The sequence below is a fragment of the Pseudidiomarina sp. WS423 genome, from assembly GCF_050750165.1.
Taxonomy (GTDB): Bacteria; Pseudomonadota; Gammaproteobacteria; order Enterobacterales; family Alteromonadaceae; genus Pseudidiomarina; species Pseudidiomarina fusca.
Window position 1 is genome coordinate 22,635 of the sequence record NZ_JBOJLN010000007.1, and the last position, 24,395, is coordinate 47,029.

The following is a 24,395-nucleotide window of genomic DNA, read 5'->3' on the forward strand; positions in this document are numbered from 1 at the left end:
GAGCTGTGCTATCAATCAATAGCTCATGTTTAATAGCTAATATCGCTCTTGTTCTTATTTCATAGGCTTCACTTTACTCCGGTTTGCTGTAAAGTTAAATCATATAAAATCTACATCAGGTATAGTTAATAACTATGGATTTGCGCCAACTCAATTATTTTGTGGCTGTCTATGAAAATGGCAGTATTAGCGCCGCTGCGCGGGTTTGTAATGTGGCTCAGCCGAGTCTCTCAAAAGCCTTACAACAACTAGAGGATGAACTAGGCGTTGCGTTATTTGCGCGGCAATCACGAGGTGTCACCCCCACTGAGGATGGTGAGCGTTTATATGGTCATGCCGGGCGTATGCTTAGTCAGATGCAATCTTTGCGTGCGTCTTTTCGGCAAAGCGTGAAGCGCGTTCAGTTTCGTTTAGGCTTAATTCGCGCGCTTGGGGTAGAACGAATGAGCCAGCTATTAAGAGAGTTCAGTGCCGGGGTTGAGGGTTTAGAGTTGCATCTTGTTGAACCAGAAGACGAAGGGGATGCTCGTATTATCACACCCAAAATGCTGAAAGCGGGCGAGCAATTTCTACCCATTTGGACTGATAACTTTTTGGTGGCGTTACCTGCCGGACACCCGCTGGGGTTAAAAAGCTCCTTAGATTTGGCTGATTTTGATCAACTGGCACTCATTAAGCGCACCCCATGCGATGCGTGGTCACAGTTGTATCCAGAGTTGATAAGAAATGGCATCCAACCGGATATTCGAGCAGACATTCACACCATTGAATATGCATTAGGATTGGTTTCTGCAGGTGTTGGAGTAGCACTAGTGCCAGATTTTGAGGCGTTACGTGAACGTCAGGATGTGATTTTACGACCGCTGCAAGGTTTAACATTACAGCGCACTATTGGTTTAGCTTATCCACGCTCTAAATCAGGACAACCGGCTTTAGAATGGCTGCGCACTTTATGCCAGCAACGCAGTCACGACCTACAATAAGCACCAACCAAGATAAAATGGCAACCGAGAGGTTGCCATTTTGACCGGTGCTAGAGCCAGGCTAATTAGGCACCAGCACCATGCATTCTATGGGGCAGACTGGAATGCAGGCTGGCTCATCATAAAAGCCTTCGCATTCAGTACATTTTTCAACATCAACCACATAATGTTCTGGGCCCATAGCGATGGCTTCGTTAGGGCACTCGGGTACACACATGTCACAGTTAATGCAGTCACTTTCAATGAGCACCGGCATCTTTAACCTCCACATTGAGATCAACAACAGGAATCGTCTGCTGGGGTTTAACCGCAGCAACTTTGATAAGCATCGCAAATGGAGCATCTGCTTCGCTTAACGCACATGGCAAATCAATCGTAACTTGACGACCGGCACCCGCGGCGCGAACCAAATCAATGCCCTGATTATCTTGCATGCTGGACAAGGTAAATTGGATATTGCCAGAAGGCTTCATCAAGATGATAGTGTCGCCCAACGCAAATGCATTTTTCACCTCGACATAAGCTTGGGTGCCACTACTACGGATAATCTCACCCACTAATAGCTGCTCACCTAAGCTATGACTGGTGTCGTAATTTTGGGTATCACTGGGTACATGGCGGCGTAAAAAGCCTTCGGTAAAGCCGCGGTTGGCCATGCCATCTAGCTCGTTAAGTAACGCCCGGTTAAAAGGCTTACCAGCAACAGCATCATCGATAGCTTGGCGATAAATTTGTGCAGTACGAGCTACATAATAAGGCGACTTGGTACGGCCTTCGATTTTCAACGAATGCACTCCCATGTGGGTGAGTGCCTCGACATGCTCGATACCCCGTAAATCTTTTGAATTCATAATGTAGGTGCCGTGAATATCCTCATCCATCAGCATGTATTCGCCCGGGCGCTGGGGCTCAGTTAATAATACCGGCTTATCAATCGGATTAAACTGACCAACGGCATCTTCTTCAGCATCATGCACTTGGTAGGGCCAGCGACACGAGTTGGTGCAAGCACCTTGATTAGGGTCTCGTTTATTGAAATAGCCCGACAGCAAGCAACGGCCGGAATAGGCCATACACAATGCGCCGTGCACAAAAACTTCAATTTCCATCTCGGGGCAGCGCTGCCTAATTTCGGCAATTTCGCGTACTTCGAGTTCACGAGACAGAATGACCCGTTCAATGCCTTGTTGTTGCCAGAATTTAACCGCCGCCCAGTTGACGGTATTGGCTTGTACACTTAGGTGTAATGCTTGGTGCGGGTAATGCTCTCTTAGCAGCATCACGATGCCAGGGTCTGAAACGATCAAAGCATCCGGCTGTAACGCCACCACTGGCGCCATGTCTTCTACAAATCGGGTAAGCTTAGCGTTATGAGGAGCAATGTTGACTACCACATAGAACTTCTTGTTTAGGGCGTGTGCTTCAGCAATACCGAGCGCAAGGTTAGCGAGATCGAACTCGTTATTACGCACGCGTAGACTGTATCTTGGTTGGCCGGCATAAACGGCATCGGCACCATAGGCAAAGGCCAGACGCATGGCTTTTAGGCTGCCAGCGGGCGAAAGAAGTTCAGGGCTTGTCATGATGGTCATTGCTCTTACTACAAGGTACATGGCATCTAAGCGAGAGCTTAGATGGGTTATTAAGAGGCTACGGTGCGCAGCCGCTCATGTTACAAATAAAACCCCAGACAAAACTTGATCGGCATCAATCTTTGCTGGAGTTTGCTCAGGTTCTAACTAGCTTAAGCGTCGTGGTTTACCATCCACACTGCCGCTTCTACCCGCGACCGTAAACCTAGCTTTTTCAGCAAGTGCTTCACGTGTACTTTAACGGTACCGTCAGAAATATCTAACTCACGAGCAATCACCTTGTTGCTCATGCCTTTAGCGATGAGTTTTAAAATTTCTTGTTCGCGATTGGTGAGGCTATCGTACTTGCTCGCAGAAGGTGCTGAGGGACGTCGCAAGGCGGTTGCTAAAACTTCGGTAATAGACTCACTAAGCACCATTTTGCCTTCAATAGCGCGTTGAATTTGTTCTAATAATAACTCCGGGTCCATATCTTTTAATAGGTAGCCATCGGCCCCGTTAGTTATCGCCGTAACGACATCTTCATCGGCATCAGACACGGTGAGCATGACGATCCGAGAGGTCACCCCGTTGTCGCGCATCCGCTTAAGGGTTTCTAATCCATCCATACCTTGCATGTTCAAATCAAGGATAATCAAATCCGGATCAATTTCTTCGGCTAACTCTAGTGCTTCTGCACCGCTGCTACATTCAGCTACAACCTCTAAGCCGTCTTCAAGCGAAATCAGTTGTTTGAGCCCTTTACGCAAAAGTGGGTGATCGTCCACAAGCATAATGCTAGCTGGAGTATCAGACATGAGTTGCTCCTTTAATGTCTTATGATGATAAGCGTCAATATTTTATAGGGGGTATTTTTGCACAATGTAGCCCCGTTAGCCAAAGCTTAGCACCTTATTAACCCTTTGGGGGTAGTTTTAACTGCCTCTTTTGCATTGCTATTTATCCCCCTCGCTAAATTGTTTATTTGGCGGTGCTCACGCATAGTTACTAGCATAGCTGAGGAGTAACATGTGAACACCATTCGACTTTCGCCAACCATCGACAAACTCACCGCAATCAATCTGATTGTGGGGATGACCTTGTGGCTAAGTTGGAGTGTCTTGGTGGTGCAGCTCCATGCAGTAACGGTTCATTTGAGCTATGCACAGCTATACAGTTTGCTGGCAGCAGCCGGGAGCGGTGCTTGTGTGTTTCAGTTTGTTTTTTTATGGCTGGGTGAGCGCAGTATGCATAAGCGCTTTATTCAAGTAGGTTCAGTACTGTTATTGATACCGGCAATTGGACTTACGTGGCAGCTAAGTGTGGAGGAGATTGCGATTGAGCAACTGTATGTGTTGGCCTTTCTTTCTGGCTTAGGTGGCGCCCAATTTATTGCCTTACAACCTGCTGCAGGTGCACGGATTGAGAAGAGCTCACTTGGCTGGGTGCTAGCGGTTAACGCAGGGATCGGTGGGGTCGGGATTGTGTTGGCACAAACCCTACTACCGTTGCTTAGCGGTATCAACTGGCTAGGTGATTGGGCGGCTTCTCCTTGGTTAACTCATCAAACAAGTGGTGATATTGTCGGGGTGTTACCGCCGAGTACGCCCCTATGGCTTGCCAACACGGGCTGGTTATTGATGGTGGCAGTGATTGCAACAAGCCTGTATTCGTTAGGGCAGCGCCGTGCTCGAGGAGCTCAGGCTATGCCTAGCCCCTCAGGGCATCCCCCCAGCGCTGAGCCTGTTGTTACCAACACCCAACCGCCGATGCTAGGGCGCATTCTAAAGAACCGCCACACTTGGTTGATGACTTTATTCTACGTGATGGCCTTTGGTTCCTTTATTGGCTTTGCGATGACACTACCCTTAAGCCTTGAAACCTTTAGTGCTAACTACACACCAAGTGCCCTAACGTATGCTTGGATTGGGCCACTCTTAGGAGTGCTGGCCCGACCTTTTGGTGGCTGGCTGGCTGACCAGTACGGTGGCGCCAAAGTCTTGGTGGTGTGTGCTTTAGTGATGGCTATGGCTTGCTTGAGTGCCGCTTACATGACCGCAGCAGCCCTGCAAAGTAGGGTTCCTGAAGAGTGGTTCTTACCCTACCTGCTGGTCTTTTTGGTGATTTTTATTGCGGCCGGAACGGCTAGTAGTGCGGTCTTTAAAACTGCCAGTGTGGTGCTGCCATTAGAGCAGTTACCATTAGCATTGCGTTGGCTTACAGCCGTGGCAACTGCTGGCGCTATCTACATACCAGCCCTGTGGTATATCAATGTGAGCCAAGCCCATGGCGCCAATACGCTGGTGGCCTTTGCACTTTTTTACGTGCTGTGTGCGGCACTAGTTAGCTGGGTGTATCTGCGCCGGCGTAGCGAGTTTTATAACCCTTAAACAGTCGCTTCACGCTCTAACAGGTACTGCGGCACAAAACTAAAATAGACTCCTGTGCCACCTTCAGAACGGCGTTTTATTTCAATGGTGCCACCTAGATGACGGCTACGCTCTTGCATGATAGCAAGCCCGTAATGATTCATTTTTTCGGCCTGATCGGGAATACCTACACCATTATCTTCAATGCTTAATTCAATTCGCTGATCGTGCTGGCTTAGCTGTACCACCACATCTGTGCCTTGGCTGTGGTGAATGGCGTTCTGACAGGCTTCACGGATAATTTGCAGCAAATGAATTTCTTCATGCGGTACCAAGGGGGTATTCTCTAACTGATAGTTCAGCCTGAAGGACAGATCAGACTGCTCACTAAATTGATTGATAGTTGTTTGCAGGGCGTGCAACAGCCCCGCACCATCTACTTTGAGGCGGAAAGTGGTAAGCAATTCGCGTAACTGCCGATAAGCGGCATTAAGCCCTTGTTTAAGCTCTTCTGCAACATCATCAATCACTTCTTTATTATCTTTCTCAATGGCTTTGTTGAGGCGTGTCACCTGAATCTTCAAGTAGGACAAAGCCTGCGCAAGAGAGTCGTGCAGCTCACGCGCAATCACCGTACGCTCTTGAATAAGAGCTAGGCGCCGTACTTGCTCTTCTTCTTGTTTCAGGCTTAGGGCAATGGCCAGTTGGTCGGCAACTGACTGTAGCAACTGTTGTTGCCAATCGTTGAGTTGCTCGCTAAGGCTACAACGAGCTACCAAGACCCCGTAATTTTGTTGTTCGCGCTCAATGCTAAAGCGATAAATGCGCTGGTTGTTCTGGATACTCACTCCGGCCCCAGCATTCACACACTGGCTACAATCAACCCCTTCGCAAGGATCTTCTGGGGCGCCAATAGGCTGCACCTGTAAATAGGGTTTATTGCCTGCCTCGGTAATTAAGCAAAGCTCGAGGTCTTCAACCTCAGAGGCGCGCTTTAACCCTTCAACAATGGTGGTAAAGTCGTGATAACCAGGTGAATGCTCGATGATCATTCGCGCGGTGTCGTACAAAAACTGCAAGCGCACATTGCTTTGAGAAATGGCTCGGGTTTGTTCATCGACGCGTTTTTCAAGATTGCCATACATGTAACCCACAGCTTCGTTCATTTTATTCAAGGTGCCCGAGAGCACACCTAGCTCATCACGCATGGGATGATTCACACGGGCGGTAAAGTCGCCCTGACCAATTCTTTTGGCGGCGAGAGTTAAAACCTCTAATGGGTACTTAACGCGGGTGCGTAACCAATAGAAAATAACCAGCGCTAAACCAATGCTAGAAAACAACGAGAGCACCTGAATTAATCGAATGGAACGTATGCGCTGCTCGGCATCTTGTTGAATGGCGGTAACAAAGCGATTAATTTGGTCTATTTGCGGCAAAATCTGTTGTTGTAAATTAGCACTGGTGACCACGCCATCGGCTATTTGCTGCTGGAATTGCTGCCAACTGGTTCGAGTTTGCGTATATAAGGTTGCTAAATCAGACTCACTATGGCTAAAACGGTTAAAGACTTGATGATGCCAACTTTGTTCAAATTCGGCTTGCATGGCTGCTGCTGCAGCACTATCAGCATCATGTAATTGATGCCAGCTGTATTGATACGCTTGGTAGCGCAGTGAGCCTGCAATATTTATGGCTAAGGCATCTTGATCTGCTTTTTCTGAGAGCCAATACGAAGCCAACAGCGTGACTACGGTAAGCGCCACCATAAAACTCAAAGCAAAACCAATGCGTGTCACAATAGATGAATTAGGCATAGACAATTAGGAGTCAAACTCTTGGGTTGATTTAAACAGATGCGTTAGTGTACCTCGGATAGCAACTGAACAACAATCAACCGTAAAAAAAGCGGCAGCACCTAAGTGCCACCGCCTTTAACTTCACCTTTAATTTCAGGCTGTGATTAAGCTATATGCTGTTGTTCACGTGAGCTTTTATCAAACCACAAGCCATACACCACTTGCCAGCTGATAGCAAAAGCACCGACGATAAAGACCACGTCGCCAACAGTGCGCACCCAACGTAGACCCTCTAGCAACGGTTGTTGCATAAAGGCTTCGCTACGTGCATACCATAAACCTTCAGACGCTGATGCATAGAACTGGATGAAGCCAACTGGCAGCAAGCTAGTAAATAGCATCATGCCAAGGCCAATGTTCATCCACCAGAATGCAGTGGTCATCAGTTTATCGTTAAATTGCAGGTTTGGACGAATGTAGCGCAAGATGAGTAAGACAAAACCTAGCGCTAAGAAGCCATACACCCCAAACAAGGCCGCGTGAGCGTGAGTTGGTGTGGTGTTCAAACCTTGAATATAGTACAGCGAGATAGGTGGGTTAATCATGAAACCTAACACGCCAGCACCTAACATGTTCCAGAAGGCTACCGCAACAAAGCACATGAGTGGCCATTTAATGCGTTGCATCCACTCAGCTTTGCGTTGCAAGCTCCAGTTTTCCCAAGCTTCGTAGCCCAAGACAATCAAGGGAACGACTTCTAGCGCAGAGAAAGTTGCACCAACGGCCATCACGGGAGTGGTGGTACCGGCAAAGTACAAGTGGTGGAAAGTACCAGGTACGCCGCCAAGCATAAACAACGATGCTGACGCTAAGGTGGCCGTAGTAGCCATTTTTCTAGAAACCAAGCCCATGCTATGGAAAATAAAGGCTAGGGCAGCGGTGGCAAATACTTCAAAGAAGCCTTCTACCCACAAGTGCACGATCCACCAGCGCCAGTATTCCATCACTGATAAGTGAGTACGTTCGCCATAGAAGAAGCCAGCACCGTAGAACAGGCCAATAGCAACAACAGATGCGGTGAGTAGTGCTAATAAGTTCTTGTCGCCTGGTTGACGAAGAGCGTGGAAGACACCGCGCATCATCAACACTAACCAGAACACGATACCTAAGAACTTACCAATCTGCCATGCACGACCGAGGTCGACGTATTCATAACCTTGGTGACCCCACCAGAAGCTTAAGTGCTCAGGCATAATTTGAGCAATAGAGAGGAAGTTACCAATAAAGGTACCAGCAACCACTACAACTAACGCCCAAAATAGTAGGTCGACTCCTAGTTTTTGATACTTAGGATCTTTACCACCATTAATGATAGGTGCTAAGAATAAGCCAGCAGCTAAGAAGCCAGTAGCAATCCAGAACATGGCCGCTTGTAAGTGCCAAGTACGCACTAGCGAGTAGGGCAACCACTCAGACACGTTAATACCATAGAATTCTTGACCTTCTACAGTGTAGTGAGCAGTAAAGCCACCTAACAAAACTTGTAAAGCAAACAACGCCACGACGATAAAGCAATATTTACCTAGTGCTTTTTGTGATGGTGTAAGTTTGAAGGTAGTGATTGGATCTTGCTTAGGAATCTCAATTTCTTCTTCATCGTGGTCGCGCAAGAAAGCCCAACCCCAAATCAAAGCACCGATACCAGCAATCAGTAAAATCACACTAATAATAGACCAAATGATATTCTCAGCACTTGGCTTATTATCAATAAGCGGCTCATGCGGCCAGTTATTGGTGTAGGTGACATTGCTATCAGGGCGTTCAGTAGCGGCTGACCAAGCAGTCCAGAAAAAGAACTCAGTCATACGCTCGCGTCGCTCAAGGCTCGGCAAGGTGTTCTCTTTCATTGCATAGCTTTCGCGCGTGCTTTGTAGCTCAGGAGCATCGCTGAATAAGCGAATATAATAATCCGCTACGTCATTGATGGCTGCTACTCGAGTCTCACTTAGTAGCACCGTATCAGTTGCAGCATCGTAGGTGTTGGTACGATATTCCTGTTTTAACGCAAATTGCAGAGCATTTTGCTCAGCTGGGCTCAAGCTATCGTAGCTCATGCCGTAATCACGTTGCGCTACAATTTCTAACCAAGCTACGAGCTCACGGTGTAACCAGTCTGCAGTCCAATCGGGTGCTTGATAAGCACCATGGCCCCAGATCGAGCCTAATTGCATACCACCGATGGATTGCCAAGCGGTTTGACCATCGAGAATACTCTCTTCAGTCATTAACACTTGTCCCGATTCCGTCACGTACTGCGCTGGAATAGGCGGTGCTTCGCGGTATACCTCTTTACCAAAATAACCCAAGATACCAAAGGTAATCGCTAGGATGCCGATGAGTATCCACCAAAGTTTCTTATAACCGGCCATATGGCACCTCCGGTTGTTGTTGTTGATTCATGCGAGAGTCTCCCTTTATTGCATTTCGCACGCATTCATAGATGAGTACCCTTTCCTTATAGCAAGTCTCGTGCCAACTTTTATCCATCTGATTTTATTGGTTTTTGTTTGTTTTTAGGGTAGATATAACCGCACTTTTTGAGGGTGCTAGTAACCCGTAGGGTTATTTTTACCCACCAGCATGTTTTGGCTAGCTTGGCCAAGCGGCGTTCAGAGTTTTTCAGGCTGCTTATTTATTGATCCGGATCAACACAATATCTAGGTGATCGTCTAGGCTTTAACACAATATATAGATGCAAATAAGCAATCAAGCACAATATGTGGGGTTTTAATGCGCTACTGTTCAGAGCAAATAGCCTTTCAGGAGGTGCCCGGCGAAGTCTCGTTGGCTTATACCATCACCGGCTGCCCTGTGGGTTGTAAAGGCTGTCATAGCGTTGATAGCTGGCCCGCTCATAGCGGAGTGGAATTAACCCCAGAGTATTTTACGAAGCGGCTGCAGCAATATCGGGGCCTCATCACCTGCGTGTTGTTTTTAGGGGGTGAATGGTACCCAGAGCAATTACTGCACTTACTTAAATTAGCTCGTGAGCAGGGGCTAGAAACCTGTCTGTATACCGGTTATGAGCAGGTGCTGCCTGCACTCCGCGAACAGCTCACCTATTTAAAAACGGGCCCTTGGATAGCTGAGCTTGGTGGCCTAGATAGTCCAAACACAAATCAGAAGTTTATTGATTTACGCAATCAACAACTACTAAACGTGCGCTTTTTAAGCACTGATTAAAACAAGGAGCATACCTATGTTGCGCTTATACCCCGATCAAGTAGACGCCAAAGTTGACTTTATTCAGCAATATCTCCATGCCGAAAATGCCGCTGATGGCTCAAAAATGGATGCTAATGCGAACGTGACGCAAAAGAATATTGCGACGCTAGAGTCAGAAATCATGAAGGATTTTTTTGTTCAAGTGAACCGCAAGCAAGTCAGCAATAAAATTGCAGAGTTGTTTGGCCCGCCGTTGGCGCAGGAGTATATTCGTCAAATAGAAGATCATGAGATTTATGTGCATGATGAAACTAGCTTAAAGCCTTACTGTGTGTCGGTTACCATGTATCCGTTTTTACGTGATGGGCTCACTAAGTTGGGCGGCGAATCAAAAGCACCAAAACACCTAGAAAGCTTTTGTGGCACTTTCGTGAACTTCGTCTTTGCGGTGAGCTCACAGTTTGCCGGGGCCGTCGCCACCGTCGAATTTTTGGCTTACTTTGATTATTTTGCTCGTAAAGATTACGGTGATAACTACCTAGAAACACATCGCCATCAGATTGAAAACCACTTACAGCACGTCGTGTATGCCCTCAATCAGCCCGCGGCAGCGCGCGGTTATCAAAGTGTCTTCTGGAATATCTCAGTCTATGACCAGCATTATTTTGAAAGTATGTTTGGTGACTTTGTCTTTCCCGCCGATTTCAGCAAATCATCATGGCAATCGGTGAGCCAGCTTCAGGACTTTTTCTTACATTGGTTTAATGAAGAACGGAAGAAAACCATACTCACTTTCCCGGTCGTTACCGTGGCTATGCTGACCGAAAATGGTCAGTGCAAAGATCAGCAATTTGCTCAGCATATTGCCCATGAATTATCTGTCGGTAACTCATTCTTCGTGTATCTGTCACCCAATGCCGATTCGTTAGCTTCTTGCTGTCGTTTACGCTCTGAAATTAGTGATAATACCTTTTCTTACACCCTTGGTGCTGGTGGCGTCGCGACCGGATCCATTAATGTGATCACCATTAATATGAATCGGTTAGTGCAAGATGGACGCGACTTGGGTGAGGAAATTGAGAAAATTCAAAAATACCAAGTGGCCTATCGGCTGCTCATGGAAGATTACCAAGCAGCCGGTTTACTCACGGTTTACGATGCTGGTTTTATTACCCTGGATAAGCAGTTCTTAACTATTGGTATCAATGGCATGGTAGAGGCGGCGGAATCGCAAGGTTTAACGGCCAGTAATAATCCTGAGTACATTGAATTTGTGCAGCGCCACTTAAAGGTTATTTACGATGCTAATAAAAAAGCCAAACAAGAATATGGCTATATGTTTAATACCGAGTTTGTGCCGGCAGAAAACCTTGGTGTCAAAAATGCGAAGTGGGACCGCGCCGATGGCTATGTTGTGCCGCGTGATTGCTACAACTCCTACTTTTACGTGGTAGAGGATGAACAAACCAATGCAATTGATAAGTTCACCTTACATGGTCATGAATTAATAGAGTTTTTAGATGGTGGCTCGGCTCTACATCTTAACCTAGATGAAAAACTTAACGAGGATGGCTATTTATCACTGTTAAATATTGCTGCTAAAACTGGCTGCAATTATTTCTGTATCAATGTGAAGATTACCATTTGTAATGACTGTGAACATATTGATAAGCGCACCCTGCATAACTGCTCAAGTTGCGGCTCTGACGATATTGATTATGGTACGCGGGTGATTGGCTATTTAAAACGAGTGTCGGCATTTAGTGCTGGGCGTCGGCAAGAACATGCCGCCCGCCATTATCATCGCCAGCCGCAGCGGGCGGTAGAGGCGGCAACATCCCAAGCTGGCTAGCTTGGGATGGTCAGGCCAGCACAAATGATGCTGCCATAGCTAGACTATGGCAGCACCTATCGAGAGCCTCTTCTTAGTTAAACGACTTTAGAGTAGCGTGGAGCCGTAGCTGCATCGTCTAAGTAGGCGTCAAAGCAGGCACAAATACTCCGTACCCATAAGCGACCCAATTCAGTAACACGTAATTGCGAGTCATCAATGGTCACCAGCCCATCCTCAATAAAGGGGGCTAATTTCTGTTTAGCATTGGCAAAGTAAGTCCAAAAATCAGTCAACTGCCAAGCCTGTGCAAACGCAGCAATATCCAATTCAAAGTGGCAGATAACTTGCGAAATAAGTGCGGCGCGCAAGCGGTCATCTGCGTTCAGTTCAAATCCTTTAATAACCGGTAGGCGTTGTGCCTTCAGGTGCTTGTAATAGTCAGGTAGTTCTTTGCTGTTTTGCCAAAGCACCCCATCAATTTGGCTAATGGAAGAAGCTCCAATCCCCAACAAAGCATCCTGGCCGCTGGTGGTGTAGCCTTGGAAGTTACGCTGTAAGCGCCCTTGTTGCTGAGCAATAGCAAGTTCATCAGATGTTTTTGCAAAGTGGTCCATACCAATAAACTGATAACCGGCAGCGTTAAAACGAGTAATCCCAAGCTGCAACAGTTCTAACTTAATCGATGGCTTAGGTAAGCTCTCAGTTGGGATTTTTGCTTGACCAGCAAAACGTGCCGGCAAATGAGCGTAGCTAAATAACGATACCCGGTCGGGAGCCAAGGCAATCACTTGATCAATTGAGGCTTTAAAGGTTTCTGGACGCTGGTAAGGTAAACCGTAGATTAGGTCTAGGTTGATCGACTTAAAGCCCAATTCTTTGGACAGCTCTACTTGATGTCGGATGAGATCGGTATCTTGGACACGGTTAATCGCAATCTGTACTTTTTCGTCAAAGTCTTGCACCCCATAGCTTACACGATTAAAACCGAGCGCTCGTAAATGCCGTAATTTTTCATCACTACAGCTGCGTGGGTCGATTTCGATACTCCACTCAGCATCGTCAGTGAAACTGAAGTGTTGATGTAGCAAATCATCTAAGCGTGACAATTGTTGCTCGGTTAAAAAGGTTGGGGTACCACCGCCCATATGCACAGACTCAAACTTACGAGCCCCTAACAGCTTGGCGTACATCGCCATTTCTTCGGCTAAGTAATCAAGATAGATATCGGCTTTGTGCTGATGCCGAGTAATCACCTTATTGCAGCCGCAGTAGTAACAAAGCTTGTGACAGAAAGGTAAATGAATATAGAGGCTTAACTTTTCTGGCGCATCAGCCAGGGTGCGCTCTAAAGTACCGATCGGAAACTTATCATGCAGCGCCAAGGCGGTCGGATACGAGGTATAACGCGGACCGTTAATGTTGTATTTATCAATGAGCTCTTGGCTCCAGGTGATATTTGCTACTGATGCGTTCATGCGTTACCCCTTGGTGACACCTTGGTTAAATTCTGTCGCTCATAATACTTGATGCAGATCAGAATTTTGATACGCCTGAAGGGGTATAAGCTTGCTGCTGCAAAATACGCTCGGCTAAGGCCTGATTAAACCTAAAAATAGGCTTGGGCAGGCGTTGATTCAACTCAATGGTGTCCAATAAGTTCTTCACTTCAAGCCCTAATTCAGTGTCACCTTTGATCAATAATTTGCGTCGGAAGAACAAGGTATCCGGGTCTACTTTGCCACTTAGCATCAGCAATAAATACTCACTATTGCCGCGCATGGTAACGTCTGCTTGCGGGCCGTCAAAAGTTACTTGTAGGCGTGGTCGTAGGCCTTGGTTGGCGAGGGATACGCTGAACTTTAAGGCTAAGTCTGGCACCTCAATAAGAACCCATCGCTGGCGCAAGAAAGCAAATTTATCGGCCACCAGTTCATCGTTGAGAACATGGTTAAGAGCTTGCGCGAATAGGCGTTGAGTTACCCCACGCGGGGCTACTTGCAATAAGGATTTAGAAAGGTGTGGGCCCCACTGATAGGCCAGATCTACTACTTTAGGGATAACCATTTATTACCTCGATTAATCAGCCCAGAAAAATTTAACCCGATTATAATACTCATTACCAATGCATGTTTATGGACGGGATCAATAATTATGGAATTACTCTGCCCCGCCGGCAGTATGCCAGCCTTGAAAGCAGCCATTGAAAATGGTGCAGATGCGGTATATGTAGGTTTAAAAGATGAAACTAACGCACGTCATTTTGCTGGTTTAAATCTTGACCAAGCAGGTTTAACTGAAGCCGTTCGGTTTGCGCATAGCCATGGCAAGAAGTTGCATGTTGCCATTAATACCTTTGCGCATGCAGATAGCTGGGAAAACTGGCGGAAAGCGGTTGATATGGCGGTTAAGTGCGGCGCTGATGTGCTCATTTTGGCGGATATTGCGGTGCTAGCTTACGCAGCGGAGCGCTATCCCCAGGTTGAATTACACCTTTCGGTACAAGCCTCAGCCACCAATGCGGCCGCAATAGAGTTTTATCAACAGTTTCATGTGAAGCGCGTGGTGCTGCCGCGCGTGCTCTCGATGAACCAAGTACGTACCCTAGCGCGCACCACCGATGTTGACCTCGAAGTTTTTGCCTTTGGTAGCCTGTGCATTATGGCCGAAGGGCGCTGTTATTTAAGCTCGTACATGACAGGCGAATCACCGAACACCGCAGGAGCTTGTTCACCGGCAAAATACGTACGCTGGGATGAACACGAAGATGGCTCGTTAGAGTCACGGCTAAACAATATTCTGATTGATACCTTTGCCCCCAATGAAACTGCTGGCTATCCCACGTTGTGTAAAGGACGTTTCACCGTCGGTGAAGACACCTATCACGCCTTAGAAGAACCAACCAGCTTGAATACGTTAAGCCTGTTACCGGAGCTACATAAAGAGGGCATTGTGAGTTTAAAAATTGAAGGTCGGCAACGCAGCCCAGCCTATGTCGCCCAGTTAACGCGGGTGTGGCGTCAGGCTATAGACAAAGTGCTAGCAGATCCTGCTAATTTTGCCGTGCAGCCCGACTGGAATACGACTCTCGCAGGTTTATCTGAAGGCAGCCAAACCACTTTGGGTGCCTACCACCGGAAATGGAAGTAATCATGAAATTTTCTCTAGGAGCAATTCAATACTATTGGCCGCAGCAAGTGGTAAAAAACTTCTATCGGCAAGCCGCAGAATCTGCCGTTGATATTGTTTATTTAGGCGAGACGGTCTGTAGTAAAAGGCGTGAACTGAAGTTTACTGATTGGCTGCAAGTCGCTCATGAATTACGCGAGGCGGGCAAACAGGTGGTGCTGTCTACCATGACCCTGTTAGAAGCACCATCCGAGCTACGAGAGCTACGCAAGTATTGTGATAATGGTGAGTTTTTAGTGGAAGCCAACGACGTGGGCGCCATTCGACTACTGCAAGATAACCAACTACCCTTTGTCGCAGGAGCCGCTATCAACTGTTACAACCAACACACGCTGCGGCAATTAATGACGATGGGGATGAGCCGTTGGGTGATGCCGGTTGAATTATCTCGTGACTGGTTGCAGAAATTACTGCAACAGCCGATGGTAAAAGATGTGCGCGATTGCTTAGAAGTTGAAGTGTTTAGCTTTGGGCACATGCCTTTGGCTTGGTCCGGTCGCTGTTTTACGGCGCGCTCAGAAAACCGTGCCAAAGACCAATGCGAACTCTGTTGCATTAAATACCCAGAGGGGCGTCGTGTCGATAGCCAAGAAGGCCAGCAAGTATTTGTTCTAAATGGTATTCAAACGCAATCCGGAACTCGTTATAACTTGGTAAATCAGTTACCTAGCATGCAAGGCTTAGTTGACATAGTGCGTTTAAGTCCGCAGTTAGAAGGCACCTTTTCTTGGTTAGAAAAATTTCGGCAGAACCAGCATGGCGAACAGCCCCAAGCCCTCGAGCCGAACGATAGTAACGGCTATTGGATGGCATTAGCAGGGTTAGTGCAAACAGCATAATTAGGGTTGCTAGCAACCATATAGGAAGACAGCATGATTCAAATTACTGACTTACAAATTGAGCAAAAAATGTGGCCGTTATTGCGGCAAGCTTTTCGGCCGATGTTTTTATTGGGGGCGAGCTTTAGTGCCTTGGCCATCACCTTGTGGCTGCTGGTATTAGCTCAGGTCATCGAGCTGCCCGTGTATGGGCAAACCTTATTCTGGCACAGTCATGAAATGATCTTTGGTTTTGTGGCGGCCATCATCGTGGGCTTTTTGCTGACCGCCGTACAGAATTGGACTGGCTTACGCGCTACCCACGGACGGGCCCTTGGCATCCTCACTGCGGTATGGGTGTTGGGTCGGTTAGGGCTTTTAGTTGGGGCTTGGCTACCTTGGTGGCTGGTAGCTGCGGTTGATCTATTATTTTTACCGTTAGCGGCAATTTTATTGGCTGTGCCCTTAATTGCGGTGAAGCAGCAGCGAAACCTATTCTTCGTGCCCGTGCTTTTCTTGTTAACCTTGTGCAATGCGCTCATGCACTTCGGGCTGCAGACCGGACAATACGAAATTCAACAATTAGGTAGCCAAAATGCGGTGTGGTTGGTCACTTTACTGATGGCCATCGTAGGTGGTCGGGTACTCCCTATGTTCACCGCCAACGGAACTATGACACCAAAAGCCGAACCCATCGTCTGGTTAGACCGCATCGGGTTAGGTAGTTTGTGGTTGATTTTTGTGCTGAATATTACCAATTTCAGCGCCATGGTACCGGCCTTGGTGATGGCTCTACTCTTCGCGACAAGTGCTTTAGCTTTAGCTATTCGCTGCGCCCGCTGGCGTATCTGGATCACCTGGAAAGTACCGTTACTGTGGTCGCTACATGTAGCTTACTGGTTTATTCCAATTGGCTTAGCGCTATATGCGCTGCGCTATGCGGGCTTTCCTATCACCAACAGCTTGGCGTTACATGCATTAACTGCTGGCGCTATGGGGAATATGATTTTAGCGATGATTGCACGGGTCTCTCTGGGCCATAGTGGTCGTGCCCTACAACCCAAACCCATCATTAGCGCAGCCTTTATGTTAGTGATAGTAGCTGCGGTGGTTCGCGTATTTGTGCAAGGCTTATGGCCAGAGTTATCCGTGTATTGGTATGCCCTAAGTGCGTTTGCTTGGGTGTTGGCCTATGCCATTTATGTCCTGGTGTACTTTCCTATTCTTACCACGCCACGTCCAGATGGACGTCCAGGTTAAGCATCGGAGCCTGAATCAGGTGGCTGTTGCTCTGGGCGCAGCCACATCCATACTGCAACGGTGGCCATAATGCCAATAACTAAGCCTTTTAACCATAAAGGTGCTGGGCTAAATGCCAACATGATTGCGCTCCCGGACATCATCACCGATGCAATCACTTTGGGCCTACGCTTAATGACACCGTAGCGGCGCCAGGCAATGATTTGCGGGCCATAGGTTGGATGCGCCAATAGCTTGGCTTCTAATACCGGCCAGCCCTTGCCGCCGGCCCATGCGGCCACCAGCAGAAAAGGTACCGTTGGCATGATGGGCAACAATAAACCAATGATGCCCAGCGCTAGCGTAATAATAGCTAGCGTCCGCCACAATAAAATCCGCAGCACAACCGTCATAGAGCTCCTTGCATGGCTTGGTAGTGGGCAGCTGCTATTTTAAGCCCAGCCGCTGCGCCAATTTGTGTAAGTTGCTTGCATCTATCTCTAGTATACGGGCCGCTTGGGTCCATTTGTAGTCCGCTTGCTCTAAAGCCTGCTCAATAAGCTGACGCTGCACCGCATTGAGGGTATCTTTCAAGTTCATGGTGGGAAACGCCTTGCGCTGGTTGCTCTGCAATATATCCGTGACTTGCACGCTGGCGGTGGCTGCACCAGGTAAATCCAGCAAACCAATATCGATACTAACAATATCTTCTCGTGCCGCACCTATGCTAAGCGCCTTAATCGCCGCCCGGCTGATGGTATGCTCAAGTTCGCGCACGTTGCCAGGCCAATCATAAGCCAATAAGGCATGCTCTGCCGCTTGGGTGAGGCGTAACGCTCGTACCCCAAGGCGAGCTCGGTTAAGCTCTAAGAAGTGACCGGCTAACACAGGAATATCATCGCTACGCTCACGCAGCGGTGGAATAGGTAACGGGTACACGGATAAGCGATGGTAGAGATCAGCACGAAAATCACCAGATTTTATTTGCTGCTTCAAGTCGCGATTAGTTGCCGCCACAACTCGGACATTGACGGTATGGCTACGATCGCTTCCTAAGCGTTGAATCTCGCCATTCTGCAATACTCGTAGTAACTTGGCCTGAATTGCTGGTGGCAGCTCACCTACTTCATCTAAGAAGATGGTGCCGCCATCAGCGCTATCAAACCGACCGGCCCGCTCGCTGGTTGCCCCAGAGAAGGCCCCTTTGGTATGGCCGAAGAGCTCACTCTCGGCCAGAGCCTCAGGTAACGCTGCACAATTCACATACACTAAGGGCTGCTGCGCTCGTTGTGACTGGCGATGTAACTGTCGTGCAAATAACTCTTTACCCACGCCGGTTTCACCCAGCAGTAATACCGGAAGATCTGAGCCGGCCACAACACTCAATTCTTGCATCACATTGAGCAATGGAGCACTACGCCCGATGATTTCGTAACTAGCGGAAGCCTCGCCACTAAGCGAGTATTCTTGATCGCGCCGTTGATTACGTAGGGCTCTGACGCTTTGCTCAATTTGCCCCATGCGAATCGCCGCTTCAACCAGCAAGCTTGCTCGTTGCAGTGCATGCATGGCAGCCGTATCAAAGGTTCCTGGGGTGAGGGCATCTAGGGTCAGAACCCCCCAGCATTTGCCTTCAACATGTAATGAGATCCCCATACAATCGTGTACTGCCAAATGGCCATCGGGGCTATCTTCTATAAGCCCGTCATAGGGGTCTGCGAGGTGGCTATCTGGCTCAAATCGAACCGCTTCGCGACTCGCCATAATGGTGGCTAGGCGCGGATGCTGATGCACAATAAAACGGCGCCCTAAGGCCTCCCGTGCTAAACCGATACTAGCAATGGGCTTAAGCATTTGCTGCTCTAATTTAAGCAGCACCACGGCACCACAATGAAAGTGTTGGCGTAGTGTTTTGACGACTTTCTCTAGCCGTACTACGGCAGGCTGTTCGGTCACTAAATCGGCGATCAGAGTTTCAAGTAAGGTGACATCTTGCATGGTAGATTTAACCCTTAAAGTCCTTTTTGACCCAAATAAATATGGGTTTAATTTACCATTGCAGGGAAAAACTCGATATAAATCAAAGTAGGTAGTTTTGGCATCCATCTTGCAGTACCAAGAGGTATTGCTGGTCCATTTTGGCCGCTTTTATCTCAAAATTAGGAGTTATTATGTCAACACCATCTACCATTCATGCAGAAGCTTTAGCCGTGTTTCAAGCCATGCCTAGCAAGCATTTAATTGATTATATTGTTGAGAATTTTCACGATAAGCATCGCGCACAGCTGCCGGAGTTAATTAACTTAGCGCGCAAAATAGAAGACGTACATAATGATCATGAAGCCTGTCCAGCAGGCTTGGCAGAATTGCTGCAAAGCATGTACCAAGAGCTAGAAAGCCACATGATGAAAGAAGAGCAAATTTTGTTTCCGATGTTAGCTGGTGGGATCTATCCAAGCGGACCTATCGCGGTGATGGAAGAAGAGCACGACCAGCACGAGCAAATGTTAGCCGAATTATTAGAGTTGACCCATCAAAACCAAGCTCCACGCGGCGCATGTGGAAGCTGGATCATGCTTTATGAGGGGTTAAATGAGTTAGTGAAAGACTTGCAGCTGCACATCGATATTGAAAATAGCATTCTTTTTAAGCAAGCAGATAAACCAGCCAGCAGTGGCCATGGTAATGGTCACTGCTGTGGTGGTTGCCAATAAGTGCTGCGTCAGTTAGTGAGCTAGCTCGCGCAAGCGGGCTGGCTCGATGATGTTAACTAGCTTGTTCTGCACATCAATCACACCTTCGCCTTGCAGTGCCGATAAAATACGGCTAATGGTTTCTACCGAAAGGCCTAAGTAGTTACCGATATCAGCGCGAGTCATGGTTAAGCGAAACGAAGTGCTAGATAATCCGCGCGCTTTAAAGCGATCGGACAAGGTGACTAAGAAGTGCGCTAAACGTTGATGGGCTGAGCGGTTGTTCAACGTGCCGAGTAGTTGTTTGCTGGAGAATATCTCGCTACTCATTAAACGCATCATTTGTTTGCGCAGGGATGGCATCTCAATCACTAGCTCATCCAGTGACACAATAGGCACTTCGCACAACATGGTGGTTTCTAGCGCTTGTGAGTAACTGCGGTGTTGACCTTCAGCTAAAGCATCAAAACCGACGAGGTCGCCAGGCAAATGGAAATCAATGATTTGCTCTACGCCATTATCGTCAATGGTGTAAGACTTTAGTGAACCGCTACGCACGGCATATAAATATTTTAGCGGCGCACCGGCATTAACTAACACGTCACGTTTATGCAGAGGCTTATGACGCTGAATAATAGTGTCTAGCCGATTCATACCCTCTTGATCTAATTGGTACGGTAAACATAGCGCTGCCATGCTGCAATTTTGACAATGTATGTGAGAAGTCAGATTAGCCATAATGATTTCCTGATTTAGATCAACATCCCTAACGAATAACTGCAGTATACGCCCAACGCCTGAAAAGTAACCTTGTGCCGATGGAGTACCTCCAATATGCCTAAGTGGAGGTAGTTGGTAGGGTTTGTGGGGTTTGCCCGATACTGTTAAAATGCGCGACCAAACCAGCAGGAGCACCTAAGTGGATGCATTTATAACTTCAACCGTGACCGTCGCTTTAGCCGAAATAGGTGACAAAACGCAATTGCTAAGCCTGTTCTTGGCGGCGCGGTACCGCCACAAAACAGCGATTATCATGGGGATATTAGTGGCGACTCTGCTCAATCATTTAGCGTCCGCTTGGCTGGGTTCATGGTTAGTGGATGTCATCCCGGCAACACTCGCCACCTATGTGGTCGCAGGTTCTTTTATAGCCGTTGGCCTGTGGGTACTGATACCCGATAAAGCAGATGATGACGAACACGAAAACGTGCGTAAATACGGCGCTTTTATCGCCACCACAGTGCTGTTTTTTATTGCTGAAATAGGTGATAAGACCCAGGTGGCTACGGTTATTCTAGGAGCTCAATACACCAGCGTATTGTGGGTTACATTAGGAACAACCTTAGGGATGATGCTTGCCAATGTTCCGATCGTGCTACTCGGACAACGGTTGATGCAAAAACTACCTCTGAATGCAGCTCGTTATATTGCGGCGACCTTGTTCGTGGTGCTAGGTATTGCTACCGCGCTAAGTCAACTCTTGGCTTAAACGTTCTAAGCCACTTTGGCGCTGGCTAAAACTTGGCCGCGCGTTGAAAACTTGCTAGTATCGGCAACAGCTAAATTAAAGAGATAACCTGATGCTTAACTGGACTGAACAACAACGCGCACGTGGCTGCCTATGGGCCGTCATGCTGGTGTTGTGTCTGTGTTTGGCGAAACAAAGTAGTTGGATTCAAGGCTGTCCATTACAACAGCAGGCGCTACCGCAGGCTAGCCTGGTGGCAACTAGCGCCACCAGCGACGCCGCTAGTGCCCTAGCTAGCGAGAGTGATTGTAGTGCCAGTGAGCAACTATTGCAGCAGGCATTACAGCAATTATTTGACCAACTGAGTGTCGGCCTATTATTAGTCGTTGCTCTGCTTTTCTCCAGCCGGCTAGGCACCACCGCGGTAACTTTGACAGTGCCACCGCCGCGGTGGCGATATCGGCCACATCTGCACTTTTGTGTGTTTCGAGAATAACCTCACTGAGTTGTCTGTAGCTGCTTGATGCAGCAAGCGAGGGGTACGACTGTTCTGTTCGAATCGGTTCAAGTAGGTACTCAGTCATAGGTTAGTTGAGATGTATAGATGAAACACATAATCCCCTTTATTTTATTGTTCATGTTGATGAGTTCTGCATGGGCACAGGATTCTACTGACTGGATAACCAGCTCAGAGCATCCGCACGTTCAAATCAAGTTAGATTTAGTGACCGCGCAAGCCGATCAGCAACAGTTGCAAGCCTTGCTAAAGGTTCGCTTAGAGAGCCCTTGGAAGACCTATTGGCGGGCGCCCGGAGAGGGCGGCATTCCCCCTACCGCAGAGTGGCAAACCAAGAGTAATATCAGTAGGGTGCAGTGGCAGTGGCCTGCTCCACAACGTTATCAAGTGCAAGGGATTGAAACGGTAGGCTATCAGGGCACGGTTGCCTTTCCGCTAACGTTGACGATAGAAAACTGGCAGCAGCCAGCGCGACTACAAGGTGTGGTGACCATGTCTAGCTGCACTAACATCTGCGTGTTAACGGATTTCCCCGTTGATATCAGCTTCAATCCGGCCCAACTGGCCGCATCTGAGCAGCGGGTGTTTGAATTGCAGAAGGCACTAAGCCAAGTGCCTCGGCTAGACCATCCCGCGGTGGTCTTGGAGCGGGCAGAATGGTCAGCCAGTCAACAGCAGTTGCAACTTGAGCTTACCCACCCACAGGGCTGGCAACAGCCGGATGTCTTGGTTGATAGCTTGGCCACGGAATTGGCAGATATGACGGTGGCACCACCACGCTTGGATATCGATGGTCAGCGGTTACTGGCTACCTTCAACATTAGCCATTGGTTAGGTGCTGCCGAGGTGGCTAGTTATCCCATTCAAATTACTGTGTTAGATGAGGCGCTAGCGGCTGAACTATCCACAACGGCGCAGGCCGTGGCGCAAGTCACTCATGCACCAGCGGTATCTAGTAGTCTTGGTTTGATGTTTGCTTTTGCGCTGCTTGGCGGGCTTATTTTAAATATCATGCCATGTGTCCTACCTGTGCTGGGGATGAAGTTGCAAAGCGTGTTGTTGATACCGCGAGAGAGAGGGCTTATTCGGCGTCAGTTCTTAGCATCGGCATTAGGTATTGTGCTGTCTTTTTGGTTGTTGGCACTGTTTATCTGGGGCCTAAAAACGAGTGGTAGCGCGCTAGGCTGGGGTATTCAATTCCAAAGCCCGTGGTTCATTGGCTTTATGGTGCTAGTCACTGGTTTATTTACGTTCAACTTGGCTGGCCTATTTGAATTTCGATTACCTAGTAGCTGGCAAACTTGGGCTGCCCAACGTGGTGATAATTCGTACCTAGGGCATGTTGTCCAAGGCATGTTCGCGACCTTATTAGCAACGCCTTGTTCGGCCCCCTTTTTAGGAACCGCAGTAAGTTTTGCCATGGCCGCCTCTAATCTACAACTCTGGTTTATTTTCACTGGTTTAGGACTTGGCATGGCATCGCCTTGGTTATTGGTTGCAGCGCTACCATCTTTGGCTAAGTTGCTACCTAAACCGGGCCGTTGGATGCAGATCACAAAAGTGATTTTTAGTCTGATGTTGGCGGCCACCACCCTGTGGCTATTCACTTTACTCAATAATCATTTAACTGCTGCGATGGTCTGGCTCTTAGCGTTAAGTTGGTTAGTAGTAGCCGCGCTACTGGTGATTAGAACTTACGGCAAACAAGGACTGTTGATTGCTGTGGCTAGTAGCTTGTTAGTGGTAGCTGCGGTAGCCGTCACCGCAAGTCTTACTAGCGCTAAATGGGCTAGTGGCCCGCGCCCCGATCACGCTTGGGTAGGCTTAAATGAAACAGAGATCAGTCGGGCCGTGGCCCAAGGTCAAGTGGTGTTTGTCGATATTACCGCGGATTGGTGTATTACCTGTAAGGCCAACAAAATAGGGGTGCTATTGCAGCAGCCCGTGTATCAATTGCTGCAAGACCCACAGGTGGTGACCATGCAAGGTGACTGGAGCCAAGCCAATGACCAAGTCACTCAGTATTTACGCAAATATCAGCGTTATGGGGTGCCTTTTAATCGGGTTTATGGTCCAAATGCCCCTGCGGGCATCGATCTACCTGTGATTCTAACGGCCGAGGCTGTCAGTGCCGCAATCGACCAAGCCGCGGGGAGAGAATAATGTCGCAGCCAAAGCAATCCAGCAAATGGCTCAAGCTGCTCAAAAATATTGCCGCCATGGTGGTGATGTTTATGCTGATTAGTACGGCTGTAGATGCGTGGCGAGGCCGTAATCTCGATCCGCAAGCGGTGCCGCTGATGACCTATACCGATCTACAAGGAACGACAGAAGATTGGTTGGAACGCAGTTACAGTGAACCTGTCATTGTGTATTTTTGGGCCACTTGGTGTCCGGTGTGTACGTACGTAACGCCAACGGTGAATTGGATGGCAGCCGATTATCCGGTGGTCACGGTAGCGTTACGTTCGGGGTCTGATGCCAAGGTTGCGCATTATTTGGAGCAACAAAATTACCAACTCATTACGGTGAACGATCCACTGGGACAAGTGGGGCAGCAGTGGCAAATAACGGCTACCCCTACTGTCGCCATCGTTCATCAAGGCGAAATTGTTTCTTATACCACTGGTATCACCACGCCAACTGGCTTATGGTGGCGGCGCTGGTGGGCAAGTTTTTCTGGTTAATGGGAG

General features: G+C 48.1%; 22 protein-coding genes. 12 read left to right on the forward strand and 10 right to left on the reverse strand.

The genetic code is table 11. The features are described from left to right. The first annotated feature begins 134 nt into the window (after positions 1-134). Positions 135-983: a LysR family transcriptional regulator gene (locus tag ACQ661_RS07680; protein ID WP_110076465.1), complete on the forward strand. Its 849-nt coding sequence runs from the start codon at positions 135-137 to the stop codon at positions 981-983. Positions 984-1,044: 61 nt separating this feature from the next. Here the strand turns inward: ACQ661_RS07680 and ACQ661_RS07685 are convergent, their stop codons facing one another. The 3 genes from ACQ661_RS07685 to narL form a co-directional block, all read right to left on the reverse strand. Continuing rightward, positions 1,045-1,239, reverse strand: a complete 195-nt coding sequence (locus ACQ661_RS07685) for a YfhL family 4Fe-4S dicluster ferredoxin (protein ID WP_153826299.1) — start codon at positions 1,237-1,239, stop codon at positions 1,045-1,047. Then, a complete protein-coding gene (gene yegQ, locus ACQ661_RS07690) occupies positions 1,223-2,566 on the reverse strand; it encodes a tRNA 5-hydroxyuridine modification protein YegQ (RefSeq protein WP_153826321.1) in 1,344 nt (447 codons plus the stop codon). Before yegQ ends, ACQ661_RS07685 begins: the two co-directional genes overlap by 17 nt. 161 nt (positions 2,567-2,727) lie before the next feature. After that, complete coding sequence (gene narL / locus ACQ661_RS07695; protein WP_153826298.1) at positions 2,728-3,372, reverse strand: two-component system response regulator NarL; 645 nt, start codon at positions 3,370-3,372, stop codon at positions 2,728-2,730. 213 nt (positions 3,373-3,585) lie between these two features. Here narL and ACQ661_RS07700 point away from each other — a divergent pair, with 213 nt between their 5' ends. Continuing rightward, a complete protein-coding gene (locus tag ACQ661_RS07700; protein ID WP_313932919.1) occupies positions 3,586-4,944 on the forward strand; it encodes an MFS transporter in 1,359 nt (452 codons plus the stop codon). Here the strand turns inward: ACQ661_RS07700 and ACQ661_RS07705 are convergent. Both ACQ661_RS07705 and ACQ661_RS07710 read right to left on the reverse strand, forming a co-directional pair. Next, positions 4,941-6,740 carry an ATP-binding protein gene (locus tag ACQ661_RS07705; RefSeq protein WP_153826320.1) on the reverse strand — a complete coding sequence of 600 codons (1,800 nt, stop codon included), beginning with the start codon at positions 6,738-6,740 and terminating at the stop codon, positions 4,941-4,943. The genes ACQ661_RS07700 and ACQ661_RS07705 overlap by 4 nt on opposite strands. A 146-nt stretch (positions 6,741-6,886) precedes the next feature. Further along, a complete protein-coding gene (locus ACQ661_RS07710; protein ID WP_153826296.1) occupies positions 6,887-9,151 on the reverse strand; it encodes a nitric-oxide reductase large subunit in 2,265 nt (754 codons plus the stop codon). 361 nt (positions 9,152-9,512) lie between these two features. Between ACQ661_RS07710 and nrdG the strand changes: the two genes are divergently transcribed. Next, positions 9,513-9,965 (forward strand): anaerobic ribonucleoside-triphosphate reductase activating protein, encoded by a 453-nt coding sequence (gene nrdG / locus ACQ661_RS07715; RefSeq protein ID WP_153826295.1) that lies wholly within the window; start codon positions 9,513-9,515, stop codon positions 9,963-9,965. A 16-nt stretch (positions 9,966-9,981) separates the two neighbouring features. Further along, positions 9,982-11,799: an anaerobic ribonucleoside-triphosphate reductase gene (nrdD, locus tag ACQ661_RS07720; protein WP_313932920.1), complete on the forward strand. Its 1,818-nt coding sequence runs from the start codon at positions 9,982-9,984 to the stop codon at positions 11,797-11,799. 77 nt (positions 11,800-11,876) lie between these two features. Here the strand turns inward: nrdD and hemN are convergent, their stop codons facing one another. Further along, positions 11,877-13,256, reverse strand: coding sequence for an oxygen-independent coproporphyrinogen III oxidase (gene hemN / locus ACQ661_RS07725; protein ID WP_110076456.1), 1,380 nt, complete (start codon positions 13,254-13,256; stop codon positions 11,877-11,879). 58 nt (positions 13,257-13,314) lie between these two features. After that, the gene (gene ubiT / locus ACQ661_RS07730; RefSeq protein ID WP_313932921.1) at positions 13,315-13,845 is read right to left on the reverse strand and encodes a ubiquinone anaerobic biosynthesis accessory factor UbiT; all 531 of its coding nucleotides are present in this window, start codon (positions 13,843-13,845) and stop codon (positions 13,315-13,317) included. A gap of 87 nt (positions 13,846-13,932) precedes the next feature. Between ubiT and ubiU the strand changes: the two genes are divergently transcribed. The 3 genes from ubiU to ACQ661_RS07745 are packed head-to-tail and all read left to right on the forward strand — an operon-like array spanning position 13,933 to position 17,045. Further along, positions 13,933-14,928 carry a ubiquinone anaerobic biosynthesis protein UbiU gene (gene ubiU / locus ACQ661_RS07735; RefSeq protein WP_110076454.1) on the forward strand — a complete coding sequence of 332 codons (996 nt, stop codon included), beginning with the start codon at positions 13,933-13,935 and terminating at the stop codon, positions 14,926-14,928. Positions 14,929-14,930: 2 nt separating this feature from the next. Next, the gene (locus ACQ661_RS07740; RefSeq protein WP_313932922.1) at positions 14,931-15,806 is read left to right on the forward strand and encodes a U32 family peptidase; all 876 of its coding nucleotides are present in this window, start codon (positions 14,931-14,933) and stop codon (positions 15,804-15,806) included. 33 nt (positions 15,807-15,839) lie between these two features. Beyond that, a complete protein-coding gene (locus ACQ661_RS07745; RefSeq protein WP_431668088.1) occupies positions 15,840-17,045 on the forward strand; it encodes an NnrS family protein in 1,206 nt (401 codons plus the stop codon). Here the strand turns inward: ACQ661_RS07745 and ACQ661_RS07750 are convergent. After that, positions 17,042-17,437 carry a YbaN family protein gene (locus ACQ661_RS07750; protein WP_431668089.1) on the reverse strand — a complete coding sequence of 132 codons (396 nt, stop codon included), beginning with the start codon at positions 17,435-17,437 and terminating at the stop codon, positions 17,042-17,044. The genes ACQ661_RS07745 and ACQ661_RS07750 overlap by 4 nt on opposite strands. Positions 17,438-17,471: 34 nt before the next feature. Next, complete coding sequence (gene norR / locus ACQ661_RS07755; protein ID WP_153826289.1) at positions 17,472-19,022, reverse strand: nitric oxide reductase transcriptional regulator NorR; 1,551 nt, start codon at positions 19,020-19,022, stop codon at positions 17,472-17,474. Positions 19,023-19,195: 173 nt separating this feature from the next. Between norR and ACQ661_RS07760 the strand changes: the two genes are divergently transcribed. Next, entirely contained in the window at positions 19,196-19,738 is a 543-nt protein-coding gene (locus ACQ661_RS07760) for a hemerythrin domain-containing protein (RefSeq protein WP_110076450.1), read from the forward strand. 12 nt (positions 19,739-19,750) lie between these two features. On the opposite strand, the gene fnr is transcribed toward ACQ661_RS07760, so the two are convergent. Next, positions 19,751-20,455, reverse strand: a complete 705-nt coding sequence (gene fnr, locus ACQ661_RS07765; protein ID WP_153826288.1) for a fumarate/nitrate reduction transcriptional regulator Fnr — start codon at positions 20,453-20,455, stop codon at positions 19,751-19,753. 181 nt (positions 20,456-20,636) lie between these two features. On the opposite strand from fnr, the gene ACQ661_RS07770 reads away from it, so the two are divergent. The 4 genes from ACQ661_RS07770 to ACQ661_RS07785 all read left to right on the forward strand — a co-directional run bounded on the left by ACQ661_RS07770 (position 20,637) and on the right by ACQ661_RS07785 (position 24,389). Next, entirely contained in the window at positions 20,637-21,206 is a 570-nt protein-coding gene (locus ACQ661_RS07770; RefSeq protein WP_162014560.1) for a TMEM165/GDT1 family protein, read from the forward strand. A gap of 91 nt (positions 21,207-21,297) precedes the next feature. Continuing rightward, the gene (locus ACQ661_RS07775) at positions 21,298-21,681 is read left to right on the forward strand and encodes a hypothetical protein (protein WP_153826287.1); all 384 of its coding nucleotides are present in this window, start codon (positions 21,298-21,300) and stop codon (positions 21,679-21,681) included. Between the two features lie 108 nt (positions 21,682-21,789). Beyond that, positions 21,790-23,865: a protein-disulfide reductase DsbD family protein gene (locus ACQ661_RS07780; RefSeq protein WP_431668090.1), complete on the forward strand. Its 2,076-nt coding sequence runs from the start codon at positions 21,790-21,792 to the stop codon at positions 23,863-23,865. Next, the gene (locus ACQ661_RS07785; protein WP_431668091.1) at positions 23,865-24,389 is read left to right on the forward strand and encodes a protein disulfide oxidoreductase; all 525 of its coding nucleotides are present in this window, start codon (positions 23,865-23,867) and stop codon (positions 24,387-24,389) included. Before ACQ661_RS07780 ends, ACQ661_RS07785 begins: the two co-directional genes overlap by 1 nt. The last annotated feature ends 6 nt before the right edge of the window (positions 24,390-24,395 follow it).

Bases quoted from the DNA above. Each gene is read 5' to 3' on its own strand.
- ACQ661_RS07680 (WP_110076465.1), top strand. From the start codon at position 135: ATGGATTTGCGCCAACTCAATTATTTTGTGGCTGTCTATGAAAATGGC.
- ACQ661_RS07685 (WP_153826299.1), bottom strand. From the start codon at position 1,239: ATGCCGGTGCTCATTGAAAGTGACTGCATTAACTGTGACATGTGTGTA.
- yegQ (WP_153826321.1), bottom strand. From the start codon at position 2,566: ATGACAAGCCCTGAACTTCTTTCGCCCGCTGGCAGCCTAAAAGCCATG.
- narL (WP_153826298.1), bottom strand. From the start codon at position 3,372: ATGTCTGATACTCCAGCTAGCATTATGCTTGTGGACGATCACCCACTT.
- ACQ661_RS07705 (WP_153826320.1), bottom strand. From the start codon at position 6,740: ATGCCTAATTCATCTATTGTGACACGCATTGGTTTTGCTTTGAGTTTT.
- ACQ661_RS07710 (WP_153826296.1), bottom strand. From the start codon at position 9,151: ATGGCCGGTTATAAGAAACTTTGGTGGATACTCATCGGCATCCTAGCG.
- nrdG (WP_153826295.1), top strand. From the start codon at position 9,513: ATGCGCTACTGTTCAGAGCAAATAGCCTTTCAGGAGGTGCCCGGCGAA.
- nrdD (WP_313932920.1), top strand. From the start codon at position 9,982: ATGTTGCGCTTATACCCCGATCAAGTAGACGCCAAAGTTGACTTTATT.
- hemN (WP_110076456.1), bottom strand. From the start codon at position 13,256: ATGAACGCATCAGTAGCAAATATCACCTGGAGCCAAGAGCTCATTGAT.
- ubiT (WP_313932921.1), bottom strand. From the start codon at position 13,845: ATGGTTATCCCTAAAGTAGTAGATCTGGCCTATCAGTGGGGCCCACAC.
- ubiU (WP_110076454.1), top strand. From the start codon at position 13,933: ATGGAATTACTCTGCCCCGCCGGCAGTATGCCAGCCTTGAAAGCAGCC.
- ACQ661_RS07740 (WP_313932922.1), top strand. From the start codon at position 14,931: ATGAAATTTTCTCTAGGAGCAATTCAATACTATTGGCCGCAGCAAGTG.
- ACQ661_RS07745 (WP_431668088.1), top strand. From the start codon at position 15,840: ATGATTCAAATTACTGACTTACAAATTGAGCAAAAAATGTGGCCGTTA.
- ACQ661_RS07750 (WP_431668089.1), bottom strand. From the start codon at position 17,437: ATGACGGTTGTGCTGCGGATTTTATTGTGGCGGACGCTAGCTATTATT.
- norR (WP_153826289.1), bottom strand. From the start codon at position 19,022: ATGCAAGATGTCACCTTACTTGAAACTCTGATCGCCGATTTAGTGACC.
- ACQ661_RS07760 (WP_110076450.1), top strand. From the start codon at position 19,196: ATGTCAACACCATCTACCATTCATGCAGAAGCTTTAGCCGTGTTTCAA.
- fnr (WP_153826288.1), bottom strand. From the start codon at position 20,455: ATGGCTAATCTGACTTCTCACATACATTGTCAAAATTGCAGCATGGCA.
- ACQ661_RS07775 (WP_153826287.1), top strand. From the start codon at position 21,298: ATGCTTAACTGGACTGAACAACAACGCGCACGTGGCTGCCTATGGGCC.
- ACQ661_RS07780 (WP_431668090.1), top strand. From the start codon at position 21,790: ATGAAACACATAATCCCCTTTATTTTATTGTTCATGTTGATGAGTTCT.
- ACQ661_RS07785 (WP_431668091.1), top strand. From the start codon at position 23,865: ATGTCGCAGCCAAAGCAATCCAGCAAATGGCTCAAGCTGCTCAAAAAT.